Source organism: Ruegeria halocynthiae (assembly GCF_900106805.1).
In the GTDB taxonomy this organism is placed as follows: domain Bacteria; phylum Pseudomonadota; class Alphaproteobacteria; order Rhodobacterales; family Rhodobacteraceae; genus Ruegeria; species Ruegeria halocynthiae.
On record NZ_FNNP01000009.1, the window covers coordinates 15,661 to 28,798 of the forward strand.

Here is a 13,138-nt window from a genome sequence, read left to right on the forward strand (position 1 = left end):
CCAGACCCGGTGACGTTTCGCGTCGCCGGGTTTCAATCTGCGAACAGGTATTCCAGTTGCATGATGGCTTTGGCCTGATCTGTGCTGACACCCAAAAATTCTGCAATGACCGCCTCGTTCTCGGCACGGTCTGCCGTCTCGCGCAGATGGAATAGCGAATCGTTCCGTATGCCCCGGATCAACTCGGATTCGTAGGCCAGCGCATTGCGCAGGGTCGGCAATAATCGGGCAATCGCTTCGTCAGAACTGTTCTGACCTGCCAACCCGACACGATGGGCATGGCCGGTCAGGTAGTCATCCGAGTAAGCGCACTCAATTTCCAGAATACGCGTTCGGGCCTGATCGGTGCAGAAATCGCGAATGACGTCCAGATTGGCCGGATCAAGGCAAAGCACCAGCTTGTTGCTTTGAAAATGATCATACAACATGCGGGCGACAGCACGCCGGTGGCGGGATCGCTTGGTCAGAGTCGTCTCGATGCCGCCAAGATCGGGCAGCGGCGTTTCCTGTTCATCATAAATGTACTCGATGCAGGGAATGGTCGTTTCCGAGGCGATCTGATCAACAAGCCGCTTGGCGACATGCCATTTCTTGCAGACCAGCAGAAACAACTCGCGTTCGGGGCCCAGCGAATTGCCGATCTCCCAGAACCGCTGCGCGTATCGCCGCCCGACCCGCCCGCGCCCGGCAAGGAAGTGATACAGGTTGCGCCCTTCGTCCGAGATGTGGAATGAAACCCCTTCGCTGGCATAGAGCTGACCCAGTCGGTCTTTCAGCTCATGCGCCTCGGGGCTGATCTTGCGAGCGAACAGATAGTTCTGCCCCAACAGCAAGTCATAGTGATCATTGTAAAAGGTGACCGGCATACCGTAGTCGGAAAACATCAGGAATGTCAGCGTACGGTTATCGATCTCCTGCTGCGGGATCAGGTGACGGACAAGGGTTTGAAAGAACGTCTCATCCGGAATCCAGGTCGTCGAGAAGAACCGGACCACATCGCGGCGATTGCGCAGGAAACTCAGGATCATTTCGATGGTACGGCGGCGCAGGCACCACCATTGGCTGCCGATCATGACCTGCAGGTCGGCCGGAACCTCGCGGGTCAGGCCGAAACGCTTTTGCACCTCGTAAGCGGCATAAAACAAGCGCGGTTGATTACGTTCATTGAAATAGTGGCGATAGATCAGCCGGTCTTCTTTCATTCCGGTCTTGATCCAGTTGCTCTCGAAAAAGTCGTGGCTCTCGATGTAATCCAGGTCGTGTTCGTCGAGGAAGCTATGCACATATTCGGCGGTTTTGATGGCCATGCAATCGCCGGACAACATGTAAAAGTGGGTGGCACGTGGGAACTGATCCACTGCGGCCTGCAGCGCGTGAAGCGTGGCCTGAATCAATGACCATTCACCCCATCCGCATTTGATGCGCTTCTTCGAAAAAATGACGTTCTGGTTGCCCTTCAGGGCATTGCGTATCTGGGCATAATCCGCGTCGCTGGCACGGGCGTCAAAATGAATTGCCATGCAGTCGCCGGCAGCCGTCAACTGTCCGGCCTGCGCAATGATTGCATCAGGGTCTTTGTGACACAGCAAAATATAGGCAATCTTTGCCATCAGCTCTTTGTAAAATCCGTTTCTGCCCGTTTGCAACCGTGATACTGAGGATGAGCGATTGAATAAACAGAATTTTTTTGGTTTTTTGGCGTCATAAGCCGAGGGATCAGTCCGAGACCTAACCGGCGGAGGAGGCGCAGAAGATGGGTTTTCCCGGAACATGGATGACCGAAAGTCAAAGCATGGTCTACCGTGTGGTGCCGAAATGCGCCTGTTCGACGATCGGGCAGATCATGTATTTCTCGGATCATGGTCGGTTTTTTGATGGCGATATTCACGACGCCAAAGACGGAATGCACAAGTGGGCCTTTTACGCCAGCCAGGATCCGATCGCCAGAAATGTGAAGACACACGGGTCGTATACCTTCACCTGTGTGCGTAATCCCTATACCCGGATTCTCAGTTCGTTTTTTGACAAGGTCTGCGGCATTCAGCGTAACGGCAAACGCTATCGCGGCAATCTGGTGCCGACTCTGATCTATAACTATGGCATCGAAGTGGGTGGCGAAGACGGAAAGGGTGAATTCGACCAGATCGCCAGTTTCCGTCGCTTTCTGCTATTTGCGCGCGATACGATCCGGTGGCGACGCCCGATGGACCCCGATATTCATTGGTCGGCGATGTCAGGGCACGTCTCGACGCTGATCGCAAATGGCGGTCGGTATGATCGGATTTTCTGGACCGAAAAGTTCAATGACGGAATGCAGGGCGTTCTGAGTAGTTTGGAAACAGAGCATCCCGTAACCCTGTCCGAGATCCCGCGCTTTAACGAATCCGAAGGTCATGGCCCCAAACGAGCACATCCTGTCGAGGACTATTTCGACGATCTGTCGATGCATCTGGTCTATGAAATCTACAAACAGGATTTTGAGCTTTTTAGATACGATTTCGAGAATCCGGCGAACAAGATGCCAACAGGTGAGATCGATCTGGACGAAATTCACGCTAAATTGGGCGATTAAGGTCCGTCCGAAGGCTCCCGCCCGTCGTCAACGGCTCTGACGAGACGTCTCCTCAGGTTGGGCCCGGCGCCGCGCTTTGCGCGGCGCCGGGCCCAAGTTCGCAAGGGGTATCGGCGAAGCCGGTGGCTCGCAGCGGACGCGGGAGCACCTCCCCATAGTTTGAATTACACCTGACGCACTGCGCCCTTTGCGGCACTCGTCGCAAGTTTGGCATATGCCTTAAGTGCGGTTGAAACTTTGCGTTTGCGTGGGTTGGCGGGCAGCCAGCCTTTTTCATCCTGTACCTCGCGCCGGGCCGCGAGATCTTCGTCGGACACTGCGAGGTGAATGGTGCGGTTGGGGATGTCGATCTCGATCTTGTCGCCGGTTTGCACCAGACCGATCTCACCGCCTTCAGCGGCTTCTGGTGAAACATGGCCGATCGACAAACCTGACGTCCCGCCCGAGAACCGCCCGTCGGTCAGCAAGGCGCAGGCTTTGCCCAGTCCTTTGGATTTCAGATACGAAGTCGGGTACAGCATCTCTTGCATCCCGGGCCCACCGCGAGGACCCTCGTACCGGATGACGACCACGTCGCCTTCCTTAACTTTGCCGGTCAGGATGTCGCTGACGGCCTGATCCTGACTTTCGCAGACATAGGCCGAGCCGGAGAATTTCAGGATGTTCTCGTCGACACCGGCAGTTTTCACGATGCAACCGTCGCGGGCGATGTTGCCGAACAGCACCGCCAGACCGCCATCCTGACTGAATGCGTGCTCTTTCGAGCGGATCACGCCACCTTCGCGGTCGGTATCCAGTTCCTTGTATCGGTTCGACTGGCTGAAGGCCTGCGTAGTGCGCACGCCACCAGGTGCGGCCTTGAACAGATCCTGCGCCTTCGGGTTGTTGGCGATCTTAACATCCCAGTTGGCAATCGCTTCGCCCATCGTGCCCGAATGTACCGTATGGCAATTTTCATGCAGCAAACCGGCGCGGCTGAGCTCACCCAGAATCGAGAATATGCCACCAGCGCGGTGGACGTCTTCCATATGCACATTCTCGATGTTGGGCGCGACCTTGCACAGGCAGGGCACCTGACGGCTGAGGCGATCCATGTCGGTCATGGTGAAATCAACCTCGCCCTCGTGCGCGATGGCCAGCAGGTGCAGTACCGTGTTAGTTGATCCGCCCATGGCGATATCAAGGCTCATTGCGTTTTCAAACGCATCGAAGGTTGCGATTTCGCGCGGCAGAAAGCCCTTTTCGTCCAGATCATAGTGCCGCTTGGTAATTTCGACGATCCGGCGACCGGCCTCCAGGAACAGCTCTTTGCGGTCCGCGTGGGTAGCCAATGTCGAACCATTGCCCGGCAGGGCTAAACCCAGCGCTTCGGCCAGACAGTTCATCGAGTTCGCGGTGAACATGCCCGAGCACGACCCGCAGGTGGGGCAGGCGTTTTCTTCGATATGCTGGACCTGTTCGTCAGTGAACTTGTCGTCAGCAGCAGCGACCATCGCATCCACAAGGTCGATCTTCTTGGCGTCCAGATCGGCGATGTCGATTTTGCCCGCTTCCATAGGTCCACCTGAAACAAAGATCGCAGGGATGTTCAGGCGCATGGCGGCCATCAGCATACCGGGGGTGATCTTATCGCAGTTGGAAATACAGACCATCGCATCGGCGCAATGGGCGTTGACCATGTATTCGACCGAATCCGCGATGATCTCACGCGAGGGTAGGGAATAGAGCATCCCGTCGTGACCCATGGCGATGCCGTCATCCACCGCGATGGTGTTGAACTCTTTCGCGACACCACCCGCAGCCTCAACCTCACGCGCGACCATCTGGCCCAGATCCTTCAGGTGTACGTGGCCCGGAACGAACTGGGTGAAAGAGTTGACGATGGCGATGATCGGTTTGCCGAAATCATCGTCGCCCATACCTGTTGCGCGCCATAGGCCGCGGGCTCCGGCCATGTTGCGGCCATGGGTAGAGGTTCTGGATCGGTACATTGGCATGATGCTGTTTCCCTTTTGCCCCGGTTGCGATATGCGGGGTGCGTGCGTTATAGCGCACGTAGCACATGTGCGTTATAACGTACAAGACAAATCGCTGGGCGCGGATATGGAATCGGACGAAATCACGCTGAAACTAAAGGATGTGCGGGCGGTCTCTGGGCTGAGCCTGTCCAAGGTGGCCGAGCTAACTGGCGTCAGCAAAGCCATGCTGGGGCAGATCGAGCGCGGCGAATCAAGCCCGACCATTGCAACGCTCTGGAAGATCGCCAAAGGATTTCAGGTGCCGCTCAGCGCGCTGATTGGCACGTCGGACATGCGCGAACCCGGCGTGTTTCGCACAGTGACCTTCCCGGGCAGTATTCAGGTCAAAATAGTCTTTCCATTTGATCCGGTTCTGGGGGCAGAGACCTTTCATGTCGAACTTGCGGCAAACCAAATTCACGAATCCCCTGCCCACGTGACCGGTGTGACCGAAGAGGTTTTTGTGCTGAACGGTGCACTTGATGTTTTGCGTGACGGCGAGTGGGTGTCGTTGCAAGCGGGTGAGGGTCTGCGGTTTCCAGCAGACCTGCCCCATGGCTACCGCGCAGGAACACAAGGCGCGGCCTTTCTGAACATGCATCACTATTTGCAACCGGCCGAGTTGGTATCGGCGGGATAACTCCAACACTTAAGGACGTTTTTCATGGAGGCATTTCTGACCAGTCTGACTTTTGTTGACGCCATCGGGTCGATCGGGGCGCTGATCGTGGTCGCAGCTTATTTCGCCACTCAGATGCGGATGATGAATTCCGAGGATCTGACCTTTCCCGTGCTCAACCTGCTGGGCTCGATCCTGATCGTTTATTCGCTGCTGCATAACTTCAATCTGGCGTCGATGCTGATCGAAGGGTTCTGGATCATCATCAGCGTAATCGGGATTATTCAGCATTTCAGGCTGCGCCGGGCGCCGGAATAGCTGTATCCAGCCTTGAACCTGAAACGCGCCGCGTATAGGGAATTTTCAACGCGCTCAGGGGAGGCTTTGATGCAGGACGATCCAAAAACCCTCGTATCCACTGAATGGCTGGCCGCACATATCAAGGACCCGGATCTGCGGATTCTGGACGGATCCTGGTATTTGCCCCAGCAAAATCGTGACGCGAAGGCCGAATACGACGCAGCCCATATCCCAGGCGCCCGGTTCTTTGATATCGATGAAATTTCCGATCATCGTTCGGATTTGCCGCATATGGCGCCTCCGGTGGAAAAATTCATGTCTCGCCTGCGGGCAATGGGTGTGGGCGACGGGCATCAGGTCGTGGTTTACGATGGCGCTGGCCTGATGTCGGCAGCCCGGGTGTGGTGGCTGTTTCGCTTGATGGGGCAAGAGAATATTGCGGTGCTGGACGGAGGCTTTCCCAAGTGGCAGGCCGAGGGTCACCCGGTTGAAGACTTGCCGCCCGTGATCCGCGACCGTCACATGACAGTTCGGGTTCAAAATCATCTTGTCCGCGATGTCACACAGGTGTCTGCTGCCGCCAAGCTTGCAGATCACGAGATTATCGATGCGCGTTCTGCGGCACGCTTTGCCGGGGGCGAGGCTGAACCGCGCGAGGGTTTGCGTTCGGGCCACATTCCCGGCTCGCGCAATATTCCTTTTGGGTCCCTTTTGAACAAGAACAACACGATGAAATCGCCCGAAGACTGCCGCGCCGTTTTCGAGGCTGCCGGGGTGGATTTGGCAAAACCCGCGATCACGTCGTGCGGATCGGGTGTGACCGCCGCGATCCTCAGCCTTGCGCTTGAGCGTATGGGCAAGAAAGACCACTCGCTTTATGACGGCTCCTGGGCTGAATGGGGCGCCTTCCCGACCCTGCCCGTCGCAACCGGAGAGAACTGATGTTCGAAAACCTCAAACCGCAGCCCGCCGACAAGATTCTGGCGCTGATGCAGATGTACCGCGAAGATCCGCGCGATCAGAAGATCGACCTGGGTGTTGGTGTTTACAAAAACGCCGAGGGTATCACGCCGGTCATGCGCGCCGTGAAAGCCGCCGAGAAACGCATTCTGGAAGAGCAGGAAAGCAAGGCGTACACCGGTTTGGCCGGGGATCCGGCCTATGCTGATGCAATGATAGGTCTGATCCTTGGAAAAGCGGTTCCACGCGGCAATATCGCTGCCGTGGCTACCCCGGGCGGTACCGGCGCTTGCCGTCAGGCGTTCGAGATGATCCGTATGGCCAACCCCTCGGCGCGCGTGTTCGTGTCGAACCCGACATGGCCGAACCACCTGTCGATCCTGAATTATCTGGGAATCGAGACGGTCCCCTACCGCTATTTCGACGGTGAAACACGTGGTGTCGATTTCGACGGCATGATCGTAGACCTAAAAACCGCCAAGGCGGGCGATGTGGTTCTGCTGCACGGTTGCTGCCACAACCCAACCGGTGCGAACCTGAACATGGTGCAGTGGCAGGAAGTCGTGAACATCATTAATGAGCTTGGCCTGGTCGCAATGATCGATATTGCCTATCAGGGCTTTGGCGACGGGCTGGAAGAAGACGCGCAGGCGACCCGTCTGGTGGCCTCATCCGTCAAACGGTGCCTGATCGCGGCGTCGTGCTCAAAGAACTTCGGCGTCTATCGTGAACGTACCGGTCTGTTGATGGCGATCAGCGATGATGCGGCGCAAACCGCGCTGAACCAGTCCACGCTGGCATTTCTGAACCGCCAAAACTATTCCTTTCCACCAGATCATGGTGCGCGGGTGGTGACGACGATCTTGAATGATGATGCCCTGCGCGCCGATTGGACGGCTGAATTGGAAGAGGTCCGCCTGTCCATGCTGGGCCTGCGTCAGCAATTGGCCGACGAGTTGCAGCGCTTCAGCGGCTCGGACCGCTTTGGCTTTGTCGCTCAGCATCGGGGCATGTTCTCACGTTTGGGCGCTGCGCCTGAGCTGGTCGAAAAGCTGCGGGTCGATCATGGCATCTATATGGTTGGGGACAGCCGCCTGAACATCGCCGGATTGAATGCGACGACCGTGCCGATCCTGGCCGAGGCGATTATCAACGTAGGTGTCTAAACGTCGACGTCCACTTTGATATGAAAACCCGGACGCAAGCGTCCGGGTTTTTTGTTGGGCGGTGACAAGTCTTAACCCTTAGAGAATTCCGGGTAGGCCTCCATACCCAGTTCAGCCATATCAAGACCGTTAATCTCGTCTTCTTCGCTGACGCGAATACCGACAGTGGCCCGCAGAGTGGTCCAAAGGATCGCGGCACCCACAAAGGTGAACAGGCCGTATGCGATGATACCCAACAGTTGGGTGCCCAGGTTTGCCTCGCCATAAAAGACAACGGCGATGGTGCCCCAGATTCCGCAAAACAAGTGCACCGGAATTGCGCCGACAACATCATCAATCCTGAACTTGTCCAGCATCGGCACCGCGAATACCACAATGATGCCGCCAACGGCGCCAATCCACAAAGCGCCGAACAGGGTTGGGGCCAGCGGTTCTGCGGTGATCGATACTAGACCAGCCAGCGCGCCATTCAGCACCATAGTCAGATCGGGCTTTCTGTACAGAAGCTGTGTCATGATCAGGGCGGCAACCGCGCCCGATGCTGCGGCCATGTTGGTGTTGGCAAAAATGCGCGACACGTCCGAGACGTTCCCTACTGTGCCCATCGCCAATTGTGAACCACCATTGAAGCCGAACCAGCCCAACCACAGGATGAACGTACCTAAAGTCGCCAGTGCCAGGTTGGAGCCGGGCATCGGGTGAACTCTGCCATCTTTGTACTTGCCGATCCGCGGGCCAAGGATGATGGCGCCAGCCAACGCCGCCCATCCACCGACCGAATGCACAATTGTCGATCCTGCGAAATCCGAGAATCCGCGCGCATCCAGCCAGCCTCCGCCCCATTTCCATGAACCGGAAATCGGATAAAGAATGCCCGTAAGCACGATCACGAAAATCAGGAATGGCCACAGTTTGATCCGCTCAGCCACGGCGCCGGATACAATCGAGGCGGTGGCCGCAACAAAGACCAGTTGGAAGAAAAAGTCCGATCCGATCGAGGCATAGTCCAGTGCAGCATCTGCCGGAGCGACGCCCACCGGATCCAGTGTTGTCGTCGAGAAGAACGGACCCAGCCAGCCGGTGACGGTCCAGCCATCGCCGGGATACATCAGGTTGAACCCGATCAGCCAGTACATGATCGCGGCGAAAGAAAACAACGCCACGTTTTTGATCATCTGCATGGCGACGTTCTTGGACCGCACCAGACCGCCTTCGAGCATGGCAAAGCCGGCGGCCATGAAGAAAACCAAAAAGCCAGCCATAAGGAACAGCAGCGTGGTGAAGATGTATTGGGTGTGCAGCGCGGCTTCGCCCGTGGCGGCCTCTTGCGCAAGGCCCATCTGTGGCAGCGCGACAATCGCGGCGGCGGGGATAAGAAATTTCATCAGGTTCATTGTCAGTCCTCGAATGGATTGAAGAAGGGCGCTTACAGCGCGTCTTCGTTGGTTTCCCCGGTCCGCACGCGCATGGCTTGTTCGACATCAAGGACAAAAATCTTGCCGTCACCGATCTTGCCGGTTTTGGCGGTGGTGGTGATGGTTTCCATGATCTGGTCGGCCATCGTGGCAGGCACCACGATTTCCAACTTGATCTTTGGTACGAAATTCACGGTGTATTCGGCCCCGCGATAAATCTCGGTGTGACCCGATTGCGAGCCGAAGCCCTTAATCTCGGTCACCATCATGCCGCGCACACCGGCGTCGGTCAGGGCCTCGCGCACCTCTTCCAGCTTGAATGGTTTGATTGTCGCAATGATCAGTTTCACGTCTTTCCCCTCTACTGCGCCGGGCAGGCCGGTATTTTGCACCTGCAGAAAGATGCGCGACTGAGGTTCTGAGGGAACGCTTTCAGGGGGTGTGAGTGGGTAGAAATTTGGCAAATTTGCACAATTTCTGCACAAAATATGTGGTCTGGTGAAAATATAGGCGAGATGGAGAGGGGAAATACCGGAATTTCACACCTCTACATGACCGTTCCGGCGGGGTATGGTGCCCCAAAAGCATAACCGGGCAGAGTTTGAGCATGACTGAGTCCAAGCGCCGCAAACCGCGGCTGGTCGCGGATAAAAGATACCCGTCCAAAGGCCGAAAGCCCGCGGCGACCAAGCGGTCTACGAAGCCCGCAGGTAAGAAATCGACGCCTCGTAAAACCGTGCCGCGCAAGACGGCGCGCAAGAAAACACGCCGCAGTTCCGGCGGTAAGGGCGGTGGCATCTTCCGCCGGTTGTTCCGCTGGCTTTGGCGTTTGCTCTGGGGGATCACATGGCGGGTTGGCGCGGTTGCCGGGCTGCTTTTGGCGCTGGCCGTAGGCGTCGTCTACACCTCTCTGCCGGATGTGGATGCGTTGCTGGATGGGCGGGCCAAGGGGTCTGTGACCTTGCTGGATCGTAATGGCAAGGTCTTTGCCTGGCGCGGGGATCAGTTCGGAGGTGTGATCACGGCGGATACGGTTTCGCCGCACCTGAAAAACGCAGTGATCGCGACCGAGGATAAACGGTTTTACCGCCATTTTGGCGTCAGCCCGCGCGGTGTGGCGAGTGCGGTGCGCATCAATCTGAGCGAAGGGCGCGGGCCGCTGTCGGGGCATGGCGGGTCGACGATCACGCAGCAAACAGCAAAGCTGCTGTGCCTTGGTGTGCCTTATGATCCCACCGCATGGGAGTCAGAGGCCGCTTATGAGGCCGATTGCCGTCAAGGTTCGTTATGGCGCAAGGCGAAAGAGGCCGTGTATGCCATCGCGATGGAGGTGAAATACTCCAAGGATGAGGTTCTGACGATCTATTTGAACCGTGCTTTTCTGGGCGCGGGTGCGCGCGGGTTCGAAGCCGCCAGCCAGCGCTATTTCGGGATTTCGGCGGCCGAAGTTTCCCCGGCCGAGGCCGCGATGTTGGCTGGCCTTCTGGTGGCCCCCTCCCGCTATGCACCGACAAACAATTTGCAGCGATCGCAAGATCGCGCGCGGCTGGTCGTCGGGTTGATGGAGGACCAGGGTTATCTGACCGGTGCACAGGCCAGCGAGGCGCGTAGCCGTCCGGCCCAGTTGTCCGAGGCAGCTGCCGCCCGCGCTGGTGGCTATTTCGCGGATTGGGTCATGGCGAGCGGGCCCGAGTTCTTTACCCGCAACACGACAGAGGACGTTGTGATCCGGACCACGCTGGATCAACGCATCCAGACCTCGGCGGAAGAGGCGCTGAAATTCATTTTCCAAGAAAAAGTGCGCGAAGGTTCCAAAGCGCAGGCTGCCATTGTCGTGATGTCCGCCGATGGCGCGGTGCGCGGTATGGTCGGCGGGCGCAAGACCCGTGTGTCGGGCGCGTTCAACCGGGCTACGCAGGCTCTGCGTCAGACGGGTTCGTCGTTCAAGCCTTTTGTATATGCGACAGCGTTGGAGCTGGGGTACTCGCCGCTGGATACGGTGATGGATGAGCCAACATGTTGGGATATCGCAGGCTCGGGTCAGTGGTGTCCGAAGAACTACACCCATAAATTCTATGGCCGGGTGACCTTGGCGGATGCCCTGAAGAACTCATTGAACATCCCGGCGGTCAAGGTGGCCGATATTTCGGGTCTGGATAATGTCCGCACGGTTGCCAGTGGCTTTGGCCTTTCAAGTGATCTGGCCGAGGGACTCGCGCTGGCGCTGGGTGCATCGGAAAGCACACTGATCGAGATGACAGGTGCCTATGCGGGTATCCTGAACGGTGGCTCGGCGGTAGAGCCTTACGGCCTGACCGAGCTGAAACTTCTGGGTGAGTCCGATCCTGTCATGGTCACGACGACCGGCATCGGTGAGCGGGTGATCAACGACAAGGCTGCCAAACAACTGACCTGGATGATGGAGCGTGTGGTTTCGGAAGGTACAGGCGGGCGTGCAAAGCTGCCGGGCTGGCAAGTGGCTGGTAAAACCGGCACGACACAGGCCGCGCGGGATGCGTGGTTTATTGGATTCACGGCGGATTACGTGACGGGCATCTGGATGGGTTACGACGACAATACACCGTTGTCAGGTGTGACAGGCGGTGGATTGCCGGCGGAGATCTGGAAAGAGACCATGCTGCGCGTTACCGAAGGAATGACGCCCACACCGCTGCCAATGCTGGCGCCGGACCCTCCGGTCAGAACCGCTCAGCCGCAGCAACAGCGCCGTAAGAAAGAGACCGGGTTGGACAAGGCGATCAACAATCTGCTGAACAACATCTTTGGAAACTGACAAACAAAAAAAGGCGGTGCGCTGGGCACCGCCTTTGTTGTCTGAGAGATCGCGCGATTAGACGCTTTCGTCCAGCGCCGCCAGGATCGCATCGCCCATTTCGCTGGTCGATACCGGTTCAACACCTTCGTCGGCCAACAGATCGGCCGTGCGAACGCCGTCGGCCAGAACCTTTTCGATCGCCGCTTCCAGCCGACCCGCTTCGTCGCCCTGATCGAAGCTGTAGCGCAGGGCCATGGCAAAGCTGAGGATACAGGCAATTGGATTGGCTTTGCCCTGACCGGTAATGTCGGGGGCCGAACCATGTACGGGTTCGTACATCGCCTTGGGACGGCCATTGGCCATCGGGGCACCCAGTGAGGCCGAAGGCAGCATACCCAGTGAACCGGTCAGCATCGCAGCGCAATCGGACAGAACATCGCCAAACAGGTTGTCGGTGACGATCACGTCAAACTGCTTGGGTGCGCGCACCAGCTGCATCGCACCGTTGTCAGCATACATGTGGGACAACTCGACCTCGGGGTATTCCGCACCAACGCGGGTTACGACTTCGCGCCACAGGATGCCCGATTCCATTACGTTGGCTTTTTCCATCGAGCACAGTTTTTTGTTCCGACGCATCGCCAGTTCGAACGCCGAACGCGCGGCCCGTTCGATTTCGGATTCTGTGTAACGCTGGGTGTTGATGCCCACACGCTCATTACCTTCTTCGAAAATGCCGCGCGGCTCGCCGAAATAAACTCCCGATGTCAGCTCACGCACGATCATGATATCCAGACCGGCCACGATGTCTTTCTTCAGTGATGAGAAATCAGCCAGCGCGTCAAAACACTGTGCGGGGCGTAAATTCGAATACAGATCCATTTCCTTGCGCAGACGCAGCAACCCCCGCTCGGGCTTCAGGCTGAAGTCCAGATCGTCGTATTTGGGGCCGCCAACAGCACCCAACAGCACCGCGTCAACCTCTTGCGCCTTGGCCATGGTCTCATCCGATAGCGGCTTGCCATGGATGTCATACGCAGCGCCGCCGACCAGATCCTCGCTCACGTCAAATTGAAGGCCGCGATTGGTGCCGAACCAATCGATGATTTTGCGCACTTCGGCCATAACTTCCGGGCCAATTCCGTCTCCGGGCAGGATGAGGAGCGAGGGGTTGGACATCGACAGTCTCCTTGCGTTTTGTCGCACAGGCCCTAGCGTTTGCAGCGCATCGGGTCAATGAGACGTACCCGCCAAATCACGAGGAAAACACAGGCTGACACCCGGAATTCCGGCTGTTTCGCTGAAAATCGAA

At 57.4% G+C, this 13,138-nt stretch carries 11 protein-coding genes; 6 read left to right on the forward strand and 5 right to left on the reverse strand.

Features of this window, described 5'->3' with window-relative positions; translation table 11 throughout:
• Window positions 1–32 precede the first annotated feature (32 nt).
• Entirely contained in the window at window positions 33–1,610 is a 1,578-nt protein-coding gene (locus BLU89_RS17255) for a DUF5928 domain-containing protein (RefSeq protein ID WP_074738338.1), read from the reverse strand.
• 143 nt (window positions 1,611–1,753) lie between these two features.
• On the opposite strand from BLU89_RS17255, the gene BLU89_RS17260 reads away from it, so the two are divergent.
• On the forward strand, window positions 1,754–2,572 hold the full coding sequence (locus BLU89_RS17260) for a sulfotransferase family protein (RefSeq protein ID WP_074738340.1): 819 nt from the start codon (window positions 1,754–1,756) through the stop codon (window positions 2,570–2,572).
• Window positions 2,573–2,736: 164 nt separating this feature from the next.
• Here the strand turns inward: BLU89_RS17260 and ilvD are convergent, their stop codons facing one another.
• Complete coding sequence (ilvD, locus tag BLU89_RS17265) at window positions 2,737–4,569, reverse strand: dihydroxy-acid dehydratase (RefSeq protein ID WP_074738342.1); 1,833 nt, start codon at window positions 4,567–4,569, stop codon at window positions 2,737–2,739.
• A 106-nt stretch (window positions 4,570–4,675) separates the two neighbouring features.
• Between ilvD and BLU89_RS17270 the strand changes: the two genes are divergently transcribed.
• From BLU89_RS17270 to BLU89_RS17285, 4 genes are all read left to right on the forward strand, one after another.
• Window positions 4,676–5,230, forward strand: coding sequence for a helix-turn-helix domain-containing protein (locus tag BLU89_RS17270; protein ID WP_074738529.1), 555 nt, complete (start codon window positions 4,676–4,678; stop codon window positions 5,228–5,230).
• A 24-nt stretch (window positions 5,231–5,254) separates the two neighbouring features.
• Entirely contained in the window at window positions 5,255–5,527 is a 273-nt protein-coding gene (locus BLU89_RS17275; protein ID WP_074738344.1) for a CBU_0592 family membrane protein, read from the forward strand.
• A 69-nt stretch (window positions 5,528–5,596) separates the two neighbouring features.
• Complete coding sequence (sseA, locus tag BLU89_RS17280) at window positions 5,597–6,451, forward strand: 3-mercaptopyruvate sulfurtransferase (RefSeq protein ID WP_074738346.1); 855 nt, start codon at window positions 5,597–5,599, stop codon at window positions 6,449–6,451.
• Window positions 6,451–7,635 (forward strand): amino acid aminotransferase, encoded by a 1,185-nt coding sequence (locus BLU89_RS17285; protein WP_074738348.1) that lies wholly within the window; start codon window positions 6,451–6,453, stop codon window positions 7,633–7,635. Before sseA ends, BLU89_RS17285 begins: the two co-directional genes overlap by 1 nt.
• Window positions 7,636–7,706: 71 nt before the next feature.
• Here the strand turns inward: BLU89_RS17285 and BLU89_RS17290 are convergent, their stop codons facing one another.
• Together BLU89_RS17290 and BLU89_RS17295 are read right to left on the reverse strand one after the other, a co-directional pair.
• The gene (locus tag BLU89_RS17290) at window positions 7,707–9,029 is read right to left on the reverse strand and encodes an ammonium transporter (protein ID WP_074738350.1); all 1,323 of its coding nucleotides are present in this window, start codon (window positions 9,027–9,029) and stop codon (window positions 7,707–7,709) included.
• Window positions 9,030–9,061: 32 nt separating this feature from the next.
• Window positions 9,062–9,400, reverse strand: coding sequence for a P-II family nitrogen regulator (locus tag BLU89_RS17295; protein WP_074738531.1), 339 nt, complete (start codon window positions 9,398–9,400; stop codon window positions 9,062–9,064).
• 257 nt (window positions 9,401–9,657) lie between these two features.
• Between BLU89_RS17295 and BLU89_RS17300 the strand changes: the two genes are divergently transcribed.
• Window positions 9,658–11,844: a transglycosylase domain-containing protein gene (locus tag BLU89_RS17300; RefSeq protein ID WP_074738352.1), complete on the forward strand. Its 2,187-nt coding sequence runs from the start codon at window positions 9,658–9,660 to the stop codon at window positions 11,842–11,844.
• A 57-nt stretch (window positions 11,845–11,901) separates the two neighbouring features.
• On the opposite strand, the gene leuB is transcribed toward BLU89_RS17300, so the two are convergent.
• Entirely contained in the window at window positions 11,902–13,005 is a 1,104-nt protein-coding gene (leuB, locus tag BLU89_RS17305; RefSeq protein WP_074738354.1) for a 3-isopropylmalate dehydrogenase, read from the reverse strand.
• Window positions 13,006–13,138 lie beyond the last annotated feature (133 nt).

Coding starts and splice junctions, on each gene's coding strand:
- BLU89_RS17255 (WP_074738338.1), bottom strand. CDS start 1,610: ATGGCAAAGATTGCCTATATTTTGCTGTGTCACAAAGACCCTGATGCA.
- BLU89_RS17260 (WP_074738340.1), top strand. CDS start 1,754: ATGGGTTTTCCCGGAACATGGATGACCGAAAGTCAAAGCATGGTCTAC.
- ilvD (WP_074738342.1), bottom strand. CDS start 4,569: ATGCCAATGTACCGATCCAGAACCTCTACCCATGGCCGCAACATGGCC.
- BLU89_RS17270 (WP_074738529.1), top strand. CDS start 4,676: ATGGAATCGGACGAAATCACGCTGAAACTAAAGGATGTGCGGGCGGTC.
- BLU89_RS17275 (WP_074738344.1), top strand. CDS start 5,255: ATGGAGGCATTTCTGACCAGTCTGACTTTTGTTGACGCCATCGGGTCG.
- sseA (WP_074738346.1), top strand. CDS start 5,597: ATGCAGGACGATCCAAAAACCCTCGTATCCACTGAATGGCTGGCCGCA.
- BLU89_RS17285 (WP_074738348.1), top strand. CDS start 6,451: ATGTTCGAAAACCTCAAACCGCAGCCCGCCGACAAGATTCTGGCGCTG.
- BLU89_RS17290 (WP_074738350.1), bottom strand. CDS start 9,029: ATGAACCTGATGAAATTTCTTATCCCCGCCGCCGCGATTGTCGCGCTG.
- BLU89_RS17300 (WP_074738352.1), top strand. CDS start 9,658: ATGACTGAGTCCAAGCGCCGCAAACCGCGGCTGGTCGCGGATAAAAGA.
- leuB (WP_074738354.1), bottom strand. CDS start 13,005: ATGTCCAACCCCTCGCTCCTCATCCTGCCCGGAGACGGAATTGGCCCG.